This window comes from Luteolibacter sp. LG18 (assembly GCF_036322585.1).
GTDB lineage: Bacteria > Verrucomicrobiota > Verrucomicrobiia > Verrucomicrobiales > Akkermansiaceae > Luteolibacter.
In genome coordinates this window covers 5,292,272-5,309,918 of record NZ_AP024600.1, presented here as the reverse complement: position 1 = coordinate 5,309,918, position 17,647 = coordinate 5,292,272, and the positions used below count along the sequence as shown (strand labels likewise).

9 protein-coding genes are annotated in these 17,647 nt (G+C 64.8%); 5 read left to right on the top strand and 4 right to left on the bottom strand.

The features are described from left to right. Window positions 1-11: 11 nt before the first annotated feature. Window positions 12-857, bottom strand: coding sequence for a hypothetical protein (locus llg_RS21105; protein WP_338287034.1), 846 nt, complete (start codon window positions 855-857; stop codon window positions 12-14). Between the two features lie 107 nt (window positions 858-964). Next, complete coding sequence (locus llg_RS21100) at window positions 965-2,173, bottom strand: RICIN domain-containing protein (RefSeq protein ID WP_338287033.1); 1,209 nt, start codon at window positions 2,171-2,173, stop codon at window positions 965-967. A gap of 670 nt (window positions 2,174-2,843) precedes the next feature. On the opposite strand from llg_RS21100, the gene llg_RS21095 reads away from it, so the two are divergent. Next, a complete protein-coding gene (locus llg_RS21095) occupies window positions 2,844-5,483 on the top strand; it encodes a hypothetical protein (RefSeq protein ID WP_338287032.1) in 2,640 nt (879 codons plus the stop codon). Window positions 5,484-5,835: 352 nt separating this feature from the next. Here llg_RS21095 and mqo read toward each other — a convergent pair whose 3' ends face one another. Continuing rightward, a complete protein-coding gene (gene mqo, locus llg_RS21090) occupies window positions 5,836-7,335 on the bottom strand; it encodes a malate dehydrogenase (quinone) (protein WP_338287030.1) in 1,500 nt (499 codons plus the stop codon). A gap of 202 nt (window positions 7,336-7,537) precedes the next feature. On the opposite strand from mqo, the gene llg_RS21085 reads away from it, so the two are divergent. After that, window positions 7,538-7,987, top strand: coding sequence for a hypothetical protein (locus tag llg_RS21085; RefSeq protein ID WP_338287029.1), 450 nt, complete (start codon window positions 7,538-7,540; stop codon window positions 7,985-7,987). A 60-nt stretch (window positions 7,988-8,047) separates the two neighbouring features. Here llg_RS21085 and llg_RS21080 read toward each other — a convergent pair whose 3' ends face one another. Continuing rightward, complete coding sequence (locus llg_RS21080; protein ID WP_338287028.1) at window positions 8,048-9,004, bottom strand: AraC family transcriptional regulator; 957 nt, start codon at window positions 9,002-9,004, stop codon at window positions 8,048-8,050. Between the two features lie 73 nt (window positions 9,005-9,077). Here llg_RS21080 and llg_RS21075 point away from each other — a divergent pair, with 73 nt between their 5' ends. The 3 genes from llg_RS21075 (at window position 9,078) to llg_RS21065 (ending at window position 17,446) form a co-directional block, all read left to right on the top strand. Then, entirely contained in the window at window positions 9,078-10,520 is a 1,443-nt protein-coding gene (locus llg_RS21075; protein ID WP_338287027.1) for a sugar porter family MFS transporter, read from the top strand. Window positions 10,521-10,539: 19 nt separating this feature from the next. Further along, complete coding sequence (locus llg_RS21070; protein WP_338287026.1) at window positions 10,540-13,887, top strand: DUF5107 domain-containing protein; 3,348 nt, start codon at window positions 10,540-10,542, stop codon at window positions 13,885-13,887. 241 nt (window positions 13,888-14,128) lie between these two features. Continuing rightward, window positions 14,129-17,446 (top strand): discoidin domain-containing protein, encoded by a 3,318-nt coding sequence (locus llg_RS21065; protein WP_338287025.1) that lies wholly within the window; start codon window positions 14,129-14,131, stop codon window positions 17,444-17,446. Window positions 17,447-17,647: the final 201 nt, after the last annotated feature.

The window sequence follows — 17,647 nt, the reverse complement described above, 5'->3', positions numbered from 1 at the left end:
GCCCTTTGGCCTCATCGGGAGAAAGGCAGACCGGTTCCTTCTTTGTGGTCCCGCACCATCAGTCCCAGCTTGTGTTGTAGTTCTCCAGAGGCGGTGGTCCCGGCCCAGGCCGCCATGGCTTGAGGGTCCGTTTTTAGCCAGGCGGCGGCCACATTGAAGATCGCGTCCTCCTGAAAACGTCCGTGCGGAATGCTGTGCTCCACGTAGTTCATCGCCGCCTCCGGTTGGCGCTGCGACCAGGTGGTGAGGAGTGGGATCAGCACTTCGTTGCGCTCATCACCCGGCGGGAGGTGGTCGGCCCAGGTCAGGGCGGCCGTGAAATCCCGTTCCTGCCACCCGATCACCACCGCCTTCAGGTATTCCCGGCGGTCCCAACCCGCAGCCAGTTGATTCGCCCGGTCGACCGCGCCGAGGGGATCGATCCGGCCGAGCGCGGTGCCCGCGTTTTCATACCAGCTCTGGCGGATGCTTGAGGCAGGCAGTGAACCCAGCCAGGCGAACGCCGATTGGGGATCGATTTCCGCCCAGCTTGCGGCCAGTTCCAGTCCCGCCATGACCTCGGAGGGCTGCCCGGAGAATGGCTCCAGAAGCGCGGCAGCACCGCGCGGATCGGTCTTCAGGGATTGACGGAAGATGGAGCGGAGGCGGTTTTGCCAAGCCGCGTTGCGGTGATCCTCGGCAGCCATTGCGGCCAGGTCACCGAGCCTGGGGGCGTGCGCGGCGGCGCGTGGGTGGCTGGCGGGGCTGTTTGGTCGGTGCGGTGCGTCCGCGGGAGTGCCCGGCAGGAAGAAGTGGGTGGTCGGCGCGGCGATGGCCATGACCAGCAGGAGTGGACGCCAGGGAAATTTGGGTTTCATGGTCGGGATCGGTTGAAGAGCGGAAGGGCCCGCCGGAGCCGTGCGTGTGGACTCCGGCGGGCCGGTGATGCAATGGAATGCGACGGGCGGCAGCCGTGGCGGCTGGGTTACTGAACCGCGATCAGGCGGAATTGTTCATGGTCGGCATTGCCGCCACCCCACTGGACCACCGAGGCATTCGCGGCGGTACTGGCCCCGCTCAGGTTCATGCCCAGGCCGCTCTGGCGATTGATCAATCCGAAGTGGCCGTTGCCCCGGTAGATGGCGCTCCACTGCTGGTTGGTACCGCCATTGTAGGCGTATTGCTGCACCGGTGCGCCGGAGGTGATGTTGCCGGAGGGCACCTCCACCGCGGCATTGCTGTGGCGCGGTCGCAGGGCGAAATAGCCTCCACCCAGGTCGACGCGCTTGAACTGCTCATTCCACCCGGTGCCAGTGCTGTATTGCCACTGGATGAGCGGAGCGCCGTTGTTGCTATTGCTACCGGAGACGTTCAACGGGCGGCTGCTGTGGCGCGCCTCGATGCGGTAGTAGGTGTTGTCTGCCAGGGTTGGCGCAGTGTCCGTGAAGCGGCTGCGCGGGGTGCCGTAGGTGTTCCAGGCGGGCGGGCCCCAGCCGCCCGTTCCGCCGTTCACGGTGCGTAGCGAGACGTCGCGGTACCAGCCGATCCAGTTTTTCAGCCCGCCGCTGGTGGCGGTGTAGCCGAAGTCGCTGGCGTTATGGACCGTCACTCCGCCGGTGTCGTAGCCTTTGTCCCATTTGTAATAGGTCTCCCAGCCGTGGAGCCACTCGTGCCAGGCTCCGGCCAGCGAATCATCATCGTAGTTCAGGTCGGTGCGCCGGTTCTGGCACGACCAGATGACGCTCGAAGGGGTGCAGTAACCGGTGGCCATGTAGATGTGCTGGCTGATCCCGGCGTAGATGGTGTTGTGGTCGTACCAGCCCTTGGCGTAGGTGCCGTAGTAATCGGTGAGGTCGCCTGGCGGCATGTCCTCGGGGAGAATGACGGGAGCTTGGTTCACCCCGCGGGAGAGGCCGGTGGTGGTGAGGGTGCGCGGCATCACGATGAAGGTCGGGCGCACGTTCACCACGTTTCCGGTGTGGTCCTTCACCATCTTCGGAAAGGTGGAGAGGTAGGCGGTGCGCGCGGCGTCGATCTCCGCGTTGGTCATGCTGTAACTGCCGTAGCCGGGGACGTCGTAGTTCGGCTTGCAGGCGAAAAGGATGCGGAATTGCTGCTGCGCCATAGAGGCGCCTGGCAGCAGGCACAGGCCGGCGAGGGCAATGGAGAGGGTTTTGGATGGGGTTGGGATCATGGTTTTTGGTTTTGGGTATGCGTGTTTGTTTTTTGGGGCGGCGAGCCAACCGTTCGCAGGGAGGCTGGAACGGTCGCCTTGCCGGAGGTTCTGCCCGGAGCTGGAGGTGGCCAGGGTCCGGAAAAATGGACAAAGCGGTGCCATCGCGGCCGCGGTGGCGGTCGTTTGGAATGAATGCGGAGCGCACCTGCTGAATGGGAGGTGGCCCTTGGGCGGCCATCACCGCGGGGTGTCGCTGGATCGAGGCTTACGGTGGAGATGCCACTTGCTTCGGTTCGGGACTCTCTGGGTTGGAGTCATTGCAGCAATCAACGATGGACAGGAATCTGGCGGTCGCCGTGTTGTTTGGAAACTCCGGTCTTACCTACTGCAAATCGGAACAAAAAGATCAATGGCATGCTGGGCATTTCCTTCACGCTCCCGCAAGCGGCAGGATGTGTTTCGGGCCGTACTGAACCAGAGTGCGGTTTAGACGGGGCTGAGCGAGGGAGGACCGGGCCATGCCCACCGGCGGCTTTACCCGTATGGGGATTCCTGTTCGCGCGGCCTTGCCGGACGCCGTCGGCTCCCGGTTTCCGGGCCATCCGCTATCTGTTCACCCGGTGGGTGCCGGGCATCCGACCACCTTCTTGGATTGATTTCCGGCCAAAATATCGAAAGTTGCACGGAGATGATTGCCTCCCGGAATTTCGCGGTGCTCGCGGCAGTGTCCTTGGTGGCCGGGCCGCTGGGTGCCGGGTTTTCGCACGCCATGCCATCGGGCGATCCCGCGACGGATGAGATCGCGCGGTTGGCGGACGATAGTTTCCAGGTCCGGGAGGAGGCCACGCGCAAGCTGTGGGCGATGGGGGCGGGGATCACGCCGAAGCTCCGGGAAGCCATCAAGAGCGGGGATCCGGAGGTGGTGAAGCGCGCCAGCTATCTGCTGCGCCGCATCGATTTCGATCTCGCTCCGGACAGCCCACCGGAAATCATCGCACTGGTCGACAAGTTCACGAAGGCCCCTCGGGACCAGAAGCTCCGGGTGGTGTATGAACTCCGCCAGCAGCGTGCCTGGCGCCAGATCCTGAAGCTGTATGCGCAGGAGACGGACATGGAGATTCGCAACCAGATCCGCGCGGCGGTGGATGGAGTGGCGGTGAACGCGGCCCGCGAGGCGCTGGTGGCGGGGAAGACCGCCGAGGCGAAGTCGTTCCTGGAGATGAATCCGAACGATAGCCAGGGATTGCTGCCGCTGGCGGCATTCCTGCGCAACCAGGGGGCGCTGAAGGCGGAGCTCGAGAAGGGACGTCCGCCTGCCGGTGCCAGCCGGGCGGCGTGGGAGCTGGCGCTTTACCGGGTGTCCGGGGATGTGGCGATGGCCCGGGCCGCGGCTGCCGCGGCGAAGGACGAGGAGATCGGTGCATCCTGCGCGATGATGGACGGGGACCCGCTGCCGTGGATGGAGCTTTCAAACAGCGGGGAAGGTCCGGTGGCGGTGAGGGAACTTTATCGCTCGCTCGCGGAGAAACGCTGGCGGGGGGAGACGCTGACGCCGCAGGACCTGGAGGCTTTCGAGCCCTACACCCGTGGCGGGGACGATGGCAGCCGGTGGATGGCCGCGAACTGTTTGTTCCTGCTCGGCCAAACGGCTCCCGCGGAGGCGATTTTCGCGAAGCTCTCACCGGTGAACGCCTTCAAGCACTTCGAGACGCTGGAGCGGCTGCCGGACGCCTACCGGGCGCTCGGGCTCGATCCCGCCCAGCCGGACTTCCCGGGCTGGATCGCGAAGCGTTTCAAAGGGCTGGGCCAGGACGGGGAGGAACAGGAGGACCGGCAGAACGATCTCGCCGCGGTGGCCATTTTTCTGGAGCGCCGTGGCCTGACCAAGGAACTGGCCGCGTTCGATGGGCCGCTGGCGAAGCTGGCGGACGATGATGCGGACACCTTCCTGCATCTCATCGGATTGCTGGTGGGTGGCAGTGAGGCGGGCTCGAGCATCGAGTCCGGCACCGGGGCGGTAGCCTTGGCGAGGCGGGCGGTGACGGGCTTTGCGAAGGAGGACGATGCCAAATGGCACGAGGCCCTGTCGCATGTCTTCAGCGAGGCGGACCAGATCGAGCAGTGGTGGGAGTGGCTGGAGAAACTCGATCCGAAAGCCAGCCGGGCCGCGCGGTTCGATGGGATGCTGGCCTTGTTCCGCTATGGTTCCGAGTCCGCCACGGTGAGGAACCGCTGGCTGAAGCTCGCCTGGGCGGCCATTGATGGGCTGCCGAAGGCGGATGCCACCGAGAAGATTTCCCTGATGGCCGATCTGGCCGCCACCGCCCACGATCTCCAGACCGGCCTGAAGGCGTGGGATCTGACGGTGGCCGACGAAGATCCGGACAGTTCCTATTTGAACTACCTGCAGTATCTCACCGCGGCGGGCCGTTGGGACCGGGCGGCGGAACTGTGGCTGAAGATCGTGGAAAAGAACCAAGGCCGGGGCGAGTTCCACGCCTACGCCGCGGCCTGCCTGCGCCGTGCGGGGAAGAACGCCGAGGCGAGCGTGCACGACGCGTGGGCGGACAAGCTGGCGCTGGCCGATCCGATCACCTGCATCCGCATTGGACAGGGCTATGCCTTCGGCGGCGATTTCACGCGCGCGGAACGCTGGTGGGAGCATGCGATGCTGGTATCAGCGCCGGGGAGCGACTTTTGGACCGCGTCGATGAAGCTCAATGCGATGTCGGCGATGGAGAAGGGCGATTGGAAGCGGGCCGCGGCCCTTCAGGAGGTCCTCGCGCTTTCCCAGAATGGCTATGAGAACCTGTCGTCGCCTCCGGGGCTGAAGCTGCGTCTGCGGGTGAACGCGGATTTCTGCCGTGCCTTGGCCCGCCTGAAGACCGACCGCGAGGCGTCCATCGCCACCCTGCAACAATGCCACCGCCTGCTCAGCGCGGATGGATCGCTGGCCGATTACTTCTTCCCGGCGCTGCGGAAGGCGGGGCTAGTCGAGCAGCATGACGCGTGGTTCGAGCAAACGTGGGCGGTGCTGATGCCGCTGGTGAAGGCTTTTCCGAACTGTGAGAACACGCGGAACACGGCCGCCTGGCTGGCTTCGCGGGCGGTAAGGCGTCTCGATGAAGCGAACGAACTGGTGGATGGCGCGCTGGCGACCAGTCCCCAACAGGCGGCTTATCTCGACACCAAGGCGGAGATCCAGTTCGCGAGGAAGGACCGCAAGGCGGCCATCGAGTGGTCCGGCAAGGCGCTCGCCGCGGACCCGATGCAGGATGATTTGAGGAGGCAGTACGAGCGGTTCCGCAACGCGCCGTTTCCGCAGTAGCGTAAGTTTCCAAACTTGCGCGCGGAGCCGGTCCGCATGCGGGAGGCTGGTGGCCGGTGAAGATCACCAAGAGCTCTTTTCACTGGCCACTGACCGGCTGCTCAAGGGCGGACTGGATCTGCACAGGCTTTCATGGGTCTTCCCACCCACAAGCAAGGAATGCTTGTGCTACTTACGAAATGCAGTGCCACCGCCGAGGCCGGATCTCCAATCCTGGCTGGATCTCCTGTCAATGAGCACGGGCGGCGATGGCACCACCTGATAGGGTAACACCGCTCATGGGCCATGCACAGGATTAATGTCCGGTTTTGTGCCTAGGAGTGGCGCGAGGCGGGAGCCTTGCGCTACGATTTCACACCAGGCCGAGCACCTTGTCGGCGTGTTGGCTGACAGTGCGGAAGCGGTCGGCGTTTTCGGGCAGCTTGATGTCCTGGTCCCAGGTCGGGATCATGGCGGACATGCGGGCCTTGCCTTCAGGAGTTTCCAGCAGCTTGGCGAAGCAGGTCTTCACCACCTGGAGCACGATGTTCACGGACACAGAGGCCCCGGGGGAGGCACCGAGCAGGGCGGAGATGGAGCGGTCCTGGTTGGTGATGACCTCGGTGCCGTAGTGGACGATGCCGGCCTCGCCGTCGGTTTTCTTGATCGCCTGCACGCGGATGCCGGCGTCGATGAGTTTCCAATCGGCGGTCTTCGCGGCGGGGTAGAAAACGTGAAGCACCTCAAGGCGGTCGTTCATGCTCTGGGTGCCCTGTTGGACGAGGTAGCGCACGAGGTCGAGGTTGCTGATGCCGATTTTCACCAGAGTGGCGAGGTTGTCGGGCTTCACGGAGAGCGGGAGGTCCAGGAAGCTGCCTTCCTTGTTGAGGAACTTGGTGGTCCAGGCGGCGAAGGGGCCGAAGAGCAGGGTCTTCTTGCCGTCCAGGATGCGGGTGTCGAGGTGCGGCACGGCCATGGTGGGCGCGGCGTCGAGCGCCTGCCCGTAGACCTTCGCCTGATGCTTTTCGACGATCTCGGGATTGTCGCAGACCAGCCATTGGCCGCCGATGGGGAAGCCGCCGAGGCCCTTGGCTTCCGGGATGCCGGACTTCTGGAGGAGCGGCAGGCTGCCACCGCCGGCGCCGACGAAGACGAACTTGGCGTGATTCTCGAACGACTCGCCGGTTTCAAGATTCTTCACGACCACCTCCCACCGGCCGTCCTTCTTGGTGAGGTTGGTGACGCGGTGGCGGCTGGCGATGCCGCAGCCGGGTTGCTTCGCGAGCCAGCCGAGGAGCTTGCGGGAGACCTCGCCGAAGTTCACATCGGTGCCGCCGTCCATCTTGGTGGCGGCAATGGGCACATCACCGCGGCCAGCCAGCAACAGCGGGGCCCAGGAGGCGATGGTGTCGCGGTCCGTGGAGTATTCCATGTCCGCGAAGAAATGGTGGGCGGACATCGCCGCGTGGCGGGCCTTGAGAAAGTCGACCTGCGCCTGGCCGTGCACGAAGCTGATGTGCGGCACGGGATTGATGAAGGCCGCCGGGTCATCGATCATGCCTTCTTCCACGGCGTGCGCCCAGAACTGCTTCGAGTGGTCGAACTGTTCGAAAATCTTGATGGGGTTGGCCGCGTTGACGGTGCCATCGGCCTCGGCCTTCGGGGTGTAGCTCAGCTCGCAGATGCCGGCGTGGCCGGTGCCGGCGTTGTTCCAGCCGTGGGAGCTTTCCTGCGCCAGTTCATCGGTGACCTCGTAGACCTGGATCGAGAGGGACGGGTCCAGGCGCTTGAGCATGGCGCCCAGGTTGGACGACATCACGCCGCTGCCGATGAGGATGACGTCCGGGTTCTCGATGTGGCTGTGGTGCTTCATGGGTCGGTGGCGGGATCGGTCGGGATGGTCGCGAAGGGCTGGCGCGCGAGTGTTGCGGGATCGGCGGCCGGTTTCACGTAAAAAAGAATTTTCCAGAAAATGAAAGATTTTCGCTGGATGGGCGGGATGGCATCACCGCCTCCGGTTGCGCCTCGCCGGAACGGGTGTACTTGTTAGGACAACTTTGCCAGAGACTCCAGCCATGAAAGCCACCGGATTTGCCCTCCCGCTCCTCGCCGCCGCCGCCCTCGTCTGCTCCTGCAAGGAGGTGAAGACGAAGGTGGAAACGGTGGGGGACGCCACCTTCGCCCGCAAGACCTTCGAAAGCCTCGCCAAGGGTGATCAGGCGGTGAGCTCGGACATCGATTGGAAGATGCTGAAATCGTTCGGCACGGACGTGGGCGCGGCCTACGTGGTGATGGCTTCGGAGGAGGATCAGCGCCGTTTCCGTGAAGGCTTCATCACCCAATTTGCGTCATCGTTCCAGAGTGCGGGCGGGAAGCTGGAGGACTTCGGCGCGTGGAAAGTGGCGGAGCATGATGCGACCCACACGGTGGTCACCGCGGCCTCTCCGAACAAGATGCTGAGGATCACGGTGAACGAGCGCGATGGCAAGGAGCGGGTCTCCGGGCTGGATGTGGCCGCGCCGTGAGATGTCCACTGGCGGTGCTTCCGCATGTCGGGCGTCATGCCCCGCGCTGCCGTCATTTGCTCACCGCTTGCCCCCGATCTCACGCCGGTAGGCGGCGGGCGATTGGCCGAGGTGACGGCGGAACAGTCGGCTAAAATAGTAGGGGTCTTCGTAGCCGACGCGGCGGGAGATTTCCGCGATGGTGAGACCGGGGTCCAGCATCAGCGCGCAAGCGGTTTGGAGGCGCAGGCGGATCAGGAACTGCTTCGGCGGGCAACCGGCCTGCTGGTGGAAGCGATCGTGGAAATGCGGCGGCGACATTCCGGCCAATGTGGCGAGTTCTTCGACCTGCCAGTCGCGGGTCGGCTCGGCTTGGAGCCTGCGGATGGTTTTGAGAATACGGTCCTCGGTTTCGCGGGAGCGCCGGTTGCCGCTGGCGGAGTAGATCCGGGCCAGCCCGATGAGACGGGAAAGACCGGTGGTGAGGCCAAGAAGCCCGGCATCGGAAAATCCATCCAGCGCATGGCGGTAGGTTTCCTCGAAGGCGGTGCGGAGGATCTCAATCTCCGGGATTTCCAGCAGGGTGCGGGATTCACCGCCGGTGAGGGCGGCGAGGTGGTCGGTGGCGCGTTGTCCGGTGAAATGGATCCAGAAGATGCTCCACGGCCGGGCCTCGTCGGCAAAGTAGGCGTGGGGCATTCCGGCGGGAAGCACCAGCAATTGGCCGGGTCCGACGGTGACCGTGTTTCCTTCGGTTTCACAGTAGCCACAGCCGTCCAGGCAGTAGATGAGGATGGCCTGCGGGCTGCCCTTGCGGCGGTGGACGTAGTGATGCGGTGCGGAGTGGTAGTGGCCGATGTGGGTCACCTGGAGGTCCTTCACGACTGGCAGCCGCGAGCCGTGCTGGATCCGGTCCGGTGGCACGATGAGCAGCCGTTGACCGGCGAAGCCTTCCTTGACGCGGTGGCTCGCGTGAAGTGGTTGGACGGGGTTGGCGGTCACGGTCTGGTTGTCTTTTGAAATCCTAGGATCGTCCATGTTTTTCCTCCGATGATCCATTGTGATCGGGGAGGGATTTTTGGTTTAAATGGAAGACTTCCCAGCACCGTCCATGGCCATAGTCGTTTCCAGCACCACCCAGGGGGATGAGTCCATCGTCCCGGCAGCCCGCCACGGCGCGTTCCTGTGGCTGATCGCCACCACCGCCGCGCTCGGCGGGCTGTTGTTCGGCTACGATTGGGTGGTGATCGGCGGGGCCGCGCCGTTCTATGAGAAGTTCTTCCAGCTCACCACGCCGCAGGCGAAGGGCTGGGCGCAGAGTTGCGCGCTGATCGGGTGTCTCCTCGGCGCGTTGTTGTCCGGCGGGCTGAGCGACCGCTTCGGGCGGAAGCGGTTGCTGCTGCTCTCGGCGGTGTTGTTCGCGGTGACCTCGGTGGGCACCGGGATCGCGGGGACTTTCAACGCTTTCGTCGCCTGGCGCATCCTCGGCGGGGTGGCGATCGGCCTGGCCTCGAACCTTTCGCCGATGTACATCGCGGAGATTGCGCCCCCTGCACTACGCGGGCGGTTGGTGTCGCTGAACCAGTTCACCATCGTCATCGGCGTGCTGCTGGCCCAGGTGGTGAACCTCGGGGTGGCGCGGGTGTTTCCCGGTTGGCTGGGTGGCGCGGGCGATGCCGCGGCGGCGCTGGCGTGGAATGAGGCCATCGGTTGGCGCTGGATGTTCGGGATCACGGTGGTGCCCTCGCTGTTGTTCGTCGCAGGCATGTTCATCGTGCCGGAGAGCCCGCGTTGGCTGGTGAAGAACGGCCACCCGGAAAAAGCGCAGGGCATCCTCGCGAAGCTCGGCGGCGAGGACTACGGCCGGCGCGTGCTGGCCTCGATCCAATCGACGCTGGCGGATGACGGCGAGGCGAAGGTCCACTTCGGCGCTCTGTTCGAACCGCGGATGCTTAAAATTCTGATCCTCGGCATCGGCCTGGCGGTGTTCCAGCAGTGGTGCGGCATCAACGTGATTTTCAACTACGCCGCGGAGATCTTCAAATCGGCGGGCTACAGCATCGATGACACGCTGCAGAACATCGCGTGGACCGGTTCGGTGAACCTGGTGTTCACGCTGGTGGCGATGGCGGTGGTGGACCGGCTGGGGCGCAGGCCGCTGATGCTGGCGGGGGCGGCCGGATTGGTAGTGGTCTATGGCCTGATGGGGTATTGCTACCACGGTTCGATCCAAGGCACGCCGGTGCTGGCGCTGGTGCTCGGCGCGATCGCCTGCTACTCGGCCACGCTGGCTCCGGTGACGTGGGTGGTGATCGCGGAGATTTTCCCGAACCGCATCCGTGGCGCGGCGATGTCGGTCTCGGTGTTCTTCCTGTGGTTGGCCTGTTTCATCCTCACCTACACCTTCCCGATTCTCAACGAGCGCCTCGGCCCGGCCGGGACCTTCTGGCTCTACGCGGGGATCTGCGTGGGCGGCTTCCTGCTGGTGAAATTCCGGCTGCCCGAAACCAAGGGCAAGAGCCTCGAGCAAATCGAGCGCGAGTTGGTGGATTGAACGTTCCTTTCGAATTCCCATGTCCTCCGATTCCTCCCAGCGCGCGGTCACCGTCCGCCGCGAAGCCATTGTCCTTCCGACCTATGAGCCGCTGCCCGCGGACAAGAACCCGATGTTCCTGGAGAAGCGGGTTTACCAAGGTAGCAGCGGCAAGGTTTATCCGCTGCCCTTCCACGACCGCATCGCGGAGGAGAAGACCGATCGCGCGTGGGACGCGGTGTGGCTGGAGAACGAGTATCTCGAGGTGATGATCCTGCCGGAGATAGGCGGGCGCATTCACATCGGCCGGGACAAGACGAACGGCTACGACTTTTTCTACCGCCAGGACGTGATCAAGCCCGCGCTGGTGGGCCTGGCGGGGCCGTGGATCTCCGGCGGTGTGGAGTTCAACTGGCCGCAGCACCATCGCCCGGCGACCTTTATGCCGGTGGATGTCGAGATCGAGCGGCACGCCGACGGTTCGGTGACGGTGTGGTGTGGCGACCACGATCCGCTGGCGCGGATGAAGGGCATGCACGGCGTGTGCCTGCATCCGGACAAGGCGTATATCGAACTCAAGGTGCGGGCGCACAACCGCACGGAATCCACGCAGACCTTCTTGTGGTGGGCGAACGTGGCGACCCGCGTGCACGAGGATTACCAAAGCTTCTTCCCGCCGGATGTCACCTATGTGGCGGATCACGCGCGGCGATCGATGAGCACCTATCCGCTGTGCGAGGGCCACTATTATGGCGTGGACTATGCGGCGCGCGCGGCCGGTGGTGTGCCGGGGCATGAGGCACCCGGGCAGTACGTGCCGCCCGCCAGCGGGGGAACGGGCGTGGCCCGGTATGCGGCGAACGACCTTTCGTTCTACGCGAACATCCCGGTGCCGACGTCCTACATGTGCATGGGCTCGCAGGAGGATTTCTTCGGGGGCTACGACCACCGTGAGCAAGCGGGTGTGGTCCATGTGGCGAACCATCACATTTCCCCGGGCAAGAAGCAGTGGACCTGGGGCAACCACGAATTCGGCTACGCCTGGGACCGCAGCCTCACCGACGCGGACGCGAATGGCGAGCACGCGCCCTACATCGAGATCATGGCGGGCGTCTACACGGACAACCAACCGGACTTCGCCTTCCTGATGCCGGGTGAAACGAAGACGTGGAGTCAATACTGGTATCCGATCCAACGGATCGGTCCGGCGCATCATGCGACGGTCGATGCGGCGGTGAACGTGTCGGTCGCCGATGGCGCGGTGCATGTCGGGGTGAGTGTGTCGTCGTGTTTTCCGCAGGCGCGGATATTACTGCGTGGTCGCGGTGGCGAGGAGCGCGAGTGGTCGGCGGATCTCGCGCCGGGAAAGCCGTTCGTGGCGAAGTGCAAGTGGTCCGATGAGGTGGCCTCGCTACGGGTGGTGGAGGAGGACGGTCGAGTGATCCTCGCCTACGCGCCGAAGCCGCCGGTTCGTGCGGAGGTGCCGCCCGCGGCCACCGAACCCGCGCTACCGGGGGAAATCCCGAGTGCGGACGAACTCTATCTCACCGGCCTACATCTGGAGCAGTACCGCCACGCCACCCGCGATCCGATGCTGTATTGGCGCGAGGCGCTGCGTCGCGATCGGGGCGACGCGCGGTGCAACAACGCGGTGGGGCTGTGGCACCTGCGCCGGGGCGAGTTCGAGCAGGCGGAAACCCATTTCCGCGCCGCGATCGAACGGCTCACGCTCCGGAACGCGAATCCTTACGATGGCGAACCGCTATACAACCTCGGCTTGACGTTGTGCCACCTGGGCCGCCACGACGAGGCGTATGGCGCTTTTTATAAAGCGGTTTGGAACCAACCGTGGCAGGCTGCGGGCTATCATGCGCTGGCGCGGATCGATTGCCGTCGTGGCGAGTGGAGCACGGCGCTGGACCATCTCGACCGCTCGCTGCGGATGGACACCGACCAGCTCGGCGTGCGCAACCTGCGGGTGATCGTGCTGCGGAATCTGGGTCGCGGCGATGAGGCGGAGGCGCAGTTGGCGGCGAACCGCGCGCTCGATCCGCTGGACGCATGGGCGCGTTATTTAGCCGCCGAACCGCAGCGCTGCGACACCCAGACCTTGCTCGATCTCGGACTCGATTTTGCCCGCGCCGGGCTGCATCGCGAGGCGGTGGCGTTGTTGGAAGGCATATCGGCGGACCCGGGCACGGAGCCGTTGGTCCACTACCATCTGGCGTGGCTGCACGATGCGCTCGGGGAGGGAGAGGCGGCCTTGGCTGCATGCCGGGCGGCGGAGGCGGCATCTCCGGATTATTGCTTCCCCGCGCGCCTCGAGGAGATTGCAATTCTCCACACGGCGATTCGGCTGCATCCGGGTGGTGCCCGCGCGCCGTATTACCTCGGGAATCTCTACTATGACCGCCATCGCCATCACGAGGGGATCGCGCTGTGGGAGCAATCGGTCCACCTTGATCCCGCCTTCGCGGTGGTGTGGCGGAACCTCGGCATCGGCTATTTCAACGTGCTCGGCAAACCGCGTAAGGCGCGTGCCGCCTATGACAAGGCCTTCCAAGCGAATCCACGCGATGCGCGCCTGCTTTATGAACGCGACCAGCTCTGGAAGCGCCTCGGTGAAAGCCCGGCGCGGCGGTTGAAGGTGCTGGAGAAGCATCTCGATCTGGTAGCCGGGCGCGATGATCTCTCGGTGGAGATCTGTGCGCTCTACAACCAGACCGGTCGCCATGCTGCCGCGCTGGCCATTTTGTCGGCGCGCAAGTTCCAACCGTGGGAAGGAGGCGAGGGGCAGGCGCTCGGCCAGCACGTCCGCACCCACCTCGCGCTCGGGCGGGTGGCCTTGGAGAAGGGCGAGGCGGCGGTGGCGCGGGATCATTTTACAACGGCGCTCGATTCTCCCCGCCATCTCAGCGAGGCGAAGCACCTCCTGGCGAACCAGAGCGACATCCATTTCTGGCTCGGCGCGGCATTGGCGAAGCTGGGGGACAAGGCTGGAGCGAAGCGGCATTGGGTCACGTCCGCGGAGTTCCGTGGCGACTTCCAGGAAATGAGCGTGCGGGCGTTCTCGGAGATGACCTATTTCTCCGCGCTCTCGCTGCAAAGGCTCGGGAAGAAAAAGGCGGCGGAAACCCTGCTGCGCGAGCTGCTGGCGTATACGCGGAAACTGGCGAAGACCCCGGCGACGATCGATTACTTCGCCACCTCGCTGCCGACCATGCTACTGTTCGACGATGACCTGCAGAAACGCCAGGAGACGACGGCGTGGTTCCTGGAAGCGCAGGCTTGCCTGGGTCTCGGGAAGCAGGCGCGTGGGAAGAAGCTGCTGGCGGCGGTGCTGAAACGCGATCCGAACCACGCGCTGGCGGCGGATTTGATGGGGTGAGGGGGAACAAGAAGCCGTCTGAATCATTGATCCAACCACGGATGAACACAGATGGACACGGATTGGAGAGGGGGCACTTCGATCCGGTATACCCCATTTGCAGTAGAAGGGAGGGATGGAAGATGGGCTCCAGGATGTTGGATCATGGCTTGTCGACAACCTCCGTCCGCTGCATGGTGGAGTGGGGGATGGATTCCGCGAATGGTCCGGTTGTTGATCGAAACCCAGTCTTCTGATTCCCATGCGAAAGCTCCTTTTGTGCGCTCAGGCGCTGCTCCCGATGATGTGCGCGGCGGCCGCGCCCGATGAAACCGTCGGCCTCGCCGGTGCGTGGCGTTTCGCGCTCGACCGCTCGGATGTAGGAATCAACGAGGCGTGGCCGAAGAAGGAACTGCCGGACAAGATTCAGGTCCCCGGCATCCTGGAGGCGCAGGGATACGGCGATGAAATTTCGACGACGACGCCCTGGGTGCTTTCGCTCTACGACCGCACCTGGCACCAGCGCGCGGACTACGCGCCCTACACCAAGGCGGGCGACGTGAAGGTGCCGTTCCTGTGCCAGCCACCGCGGCACTATCTCGGCGCGGCGTGGTACCAGCGCGAGATCGAGATTCCAAAAGGCTGGAGCGGCAAGCGGACGACCTTGTTCCTGGAACGTCCGAAGTGGAAGGCGACGGTGTGGCTGGATGACAAGGAGATCGGGTCGTGCCTCAGCCTGTGCACGCCGCATGAGTTCGACTTCGGCCTGCTGGCTCCCGGCAAGCATCGCCTCACGGTGCGCGTGGACAACCGGATGATCCTGCCCTACCGCCCGGACTCGCACGGGGTTTCCGATTCGCTGACCAACGCGTGGAACGGGATCGTGGGCAAGACCGAACTGCGCGCGACGCCCGCGGTGTGGGCGGAGGACGTGCAGGTGTTTCCCGCGGCTGATGCGAAGAGCGCCCGGGTGCGGGTCCACGTGAACAATGCCACCGGTGGAAAGGCGGCGGGGAAGGTATCGTTCCTGATCGAGGCTGGCCCGAATGCCGCGCCGTTCAAGATGGCTCCGGTGAGCGTGGACTTCGACAGCGCCGACAAGAGCACGGCGCTGGAAACGGTGCTGCCGTGCGAGGGCGTAAAGATGTGGGACGAGTTCACGCCCGCGCTCTACAAGCTGCGGGTGGCGGTGCGGGGCGAGGTGGCGGGCAAGTCCATCGAGCAGAACCTGGAAACGACTTTCGGCTTCCGGGACTTCCGGGCCGATGGACCGCGGTTCATGCTCAACGGTCGTCCGGCTTTCCTGCGCGGCACGCACTTCGGCGGCGACTTTCCGCTGACCGGCTATCCGCCGACCGACACGGCGGAGTGGAAACGGATTTTCAAGATCTGCCAGGATCATGGCCTGAACCACATGCGCTTCCACTCGTGGTGCCCGCCGGAGGCGGCATTCGAGGCGGCGGATGAACTCGGCTTCTATCTCCAGCCGGAGCCGGGGATGTGGAACCCGTTCTCGCCGGGCAGCGAGATCACCAAACAGCTCTACACCGAAACCGAACGGATCATCGCGAGCTACGGCAACCACCCGTCGTTCCTGTGCCTGTCCGCGAGCAACGAGGCGGCGGGGCGCTGGAAGCAGGTGCTGCCGGAGTGGGTGCAGCATTTCCGCGGAGCGGACCCGCGGAGGCTCTACACCCCGGACACCGGCTGGTCGCTGATCGAGGCGGTGTCCGAACCGCTCAACGACGGCGCGGATTATCTCGCGGTGGGCCGGGTCGGCAACAACCGCGTGCGCGGTGACAGCGGGTGGTTCGGTCGCGATTTCCAGAAGTCGATCGATGGCCTGGGCGTGCCGGTGGTTTCCCACGAGGTCGGTCAGTGGTGCGCGTATCCGGATTTCCGGGTGATCGAGAAGTTCAAGGGCTTCATGCGTCCGGGGAACTACGAGATTTTCCGTGATTCCGCGGCGAAGCACGGGCTGCTGGAGGACAACGCGGCGTTCGCGCGGGCGTCCGGCGCGCTGCAACTGGCGTGCTACAAGGAGGAGATCGAGGCGGCGCTGCGCACGCCGGGGCTCGGCGGGTTCCAGTTGTTGGACCTCCACGACTACACCGGCCAGGGCACGGCGTTGATCGGGGTGCTCGATCCGATGTGGAATGGCAAGGGCTACTCGACGCCCGAGGGCTTCAAGAAGTTCTGCAACACGGTGGTGCCGCTGGCCCGCCTGAAGCAACGGACGTTCACGACGGCCGACAAGTTCGAGGTGCCGGTGGAGGTGGCGAATTTCGGGGTCGCGCCGCTGGAGGCGGGCGATGCCGCGTGGCGGATCAGCGATGCAGCGGGGGCGGTGAATGCCGAGGGCAAGTTCAAGGCGGGCACGCTGACGCTCGGGAAGAACCAGCCGCTGGGCAAGATCACCACGGATCTCTCCAAGCTCGCTGCGCCGGAGCGTTACACGCTCGCCGTGAAGGTGGGCGGGTATGAGAATACCTGGGACTTCTGGCTCTATCCGGCGGACAAGGAGGCCGCGGTGTCGGCCGGGGTGGTGGAGACGAGTTCTCCCGTCGAGGCGACGAAGGCCTTGGCTGAGGGCAAGAAGGTGCTGTTCACGCCGCGCCTCGCGGATCTCGGCTGGACGAGCCCGCCGCTGGCGCGCGTGCCGATTTTTTGGAACGCGCTGATGGGGCCGAACTGGGGCCGCATGCTCGGGCTGTGGTGCGATACGAAATCGCCCGCGCTCGCCGGATTCCCGACCGATGAATCCTGCGGCTGGCAGTGGTCCGAGATTGTCTCGAAAACCCGCGCCGTGAACCTCGACAAGATGCCGCGAGGGCTGAAGCCGATCGTGTCCGCGGTGGACGATTGGAACCGCAACTACAAGTTGGGCGTGGTCTTCGAGGCGACGGTCGGCACCGGCAAGCTGCTCGTTTGTTCGGCGAACCTGACCGCCGCCCCGGTGGGCCTGCAATTGCACCGCTCGCTGCTCGACTACATGGCGGGCGACAAGTTCCAGCCAAAGACCGCGGTGACCCCGGCGGAGTTCGGCGGGCTGTTCTTCGACAACCTCGTCATGAAGAAACTCAACGCCACCGCGACCGCCGACGGCCAACCGGCGAACGGCATCGTCGATGGCGACCCGAACACCTACTGGTGCAGCGCGGACGTGAAGAACAACCCGCATCCGAAGCCGCCGCACGAGATCGTGGTGACCTTCCCACAGCCGGTGGCGATGACCGGTCTGGTGGTGATGCCGCGCCAGAACCACCGCGAGCATCAGGGGGACATCCGCGAGTACAAGCTGGAGACCAGCGACGACGGCGCGGCTTGGCAGACGGTGGCACAGGGGCAGCTTGCCTCGACCTTCGACCCGCAGACGGTGGCGTTCGGCAAGAGGGTGACCGCGAAGCAACTGCGGCTCACGGCGCTTTCGGGCTTCGGCTCGGACGAGTCCGCCTCGGTGGCGGAACTGGCGGTCAACTACGCCGGACCGGCGCTGCCCGAAAACGAGGGCAGCGTGGAATACCGCCGCGTGAAAACCGCCAGCCCGGACATCGACGCGGGCGGCGGAGCGGGGCATTGAGGGCGGGGTCCAGAGAGTTTGGAACTGCCTGGTCCGGGATGATCCGGCCGGGCAGAGGCTGGATCGAAGGCTTCCTTGCTCGGGGGGGCGGACAGGCCCCGCCATCTGTGAAATGGCGGCTCGGATGGATTTTGATTCCCTATCCGCAATCCGCCATGGAGGGTGGGTGAGTCATTGTTTATGTCTCACCCATGACAGGTT

Bases quoted from the DNA above. Each gene is read 5' to 3' on its own strand.
- llg_RS21085 (WP_338287029.1), top strand. From the start codon at position 7,538: ATGAAAGCCACCGGATTTGCCCTCCCGCTCCTCGCCGCCGCCGCCCTC.
- llg_RS21095 (WP_338287032.1), top strand. From the start codon at position 2,844: ATGATTGCCTCCCGGAATTTCGCGGTGCTCGCGGCAGTGTCCTTGGTG.
- llg_RS21080 (WP_338287028.1), bottom strand. From the start codon at position 9,004: ATGGACGATCCTAGGATTTCAAAAGACAACCAGACCGTGACCGCCAAC.
- llg_RS21070 (WP_338287026.1), top strand. From the start codon at position 10,540: ATGTCCTCCGATTCCTCCCAGCGCGCGGTCACCGTCCGCCGCGAAGCC.
- llg_RS21100 (WP_338287033.1), bottom strand. From the start codon at position 2,173: ATGATCCCAACCCCATCCAAAACCCTCTCCATTGCCCTCGCCGGCCTG.
- llg_RS21105 (WP_338287034.1), bottom strand. From the start codon at position 857: ATGAAACCCAAATTTCCCTGGCGTCCACTCCTGCTGGTCATGGCCATC.
- llg_RS21065 (WP_338287025.1), top strand. From the start codon at position 14,129: ATGCGAAAGCTCCTTTTGTGCGCTCAGGCGCTGCTCCCGATGATGTGC.
- llg_RS21075 (WP_338287027.1), top strand. From the start codon at position 9,078: ATGGCCATAGTCGTTTCCAGCACCACCCAGGGGGATGAGTCCATCGTC.
- mqo (WP_338287030.1), bottom strand. From the start codon at position 7,335: ATGAAGCACCACAGCCACATCGAGAACCCGGACGTCATCCTCATCGGC.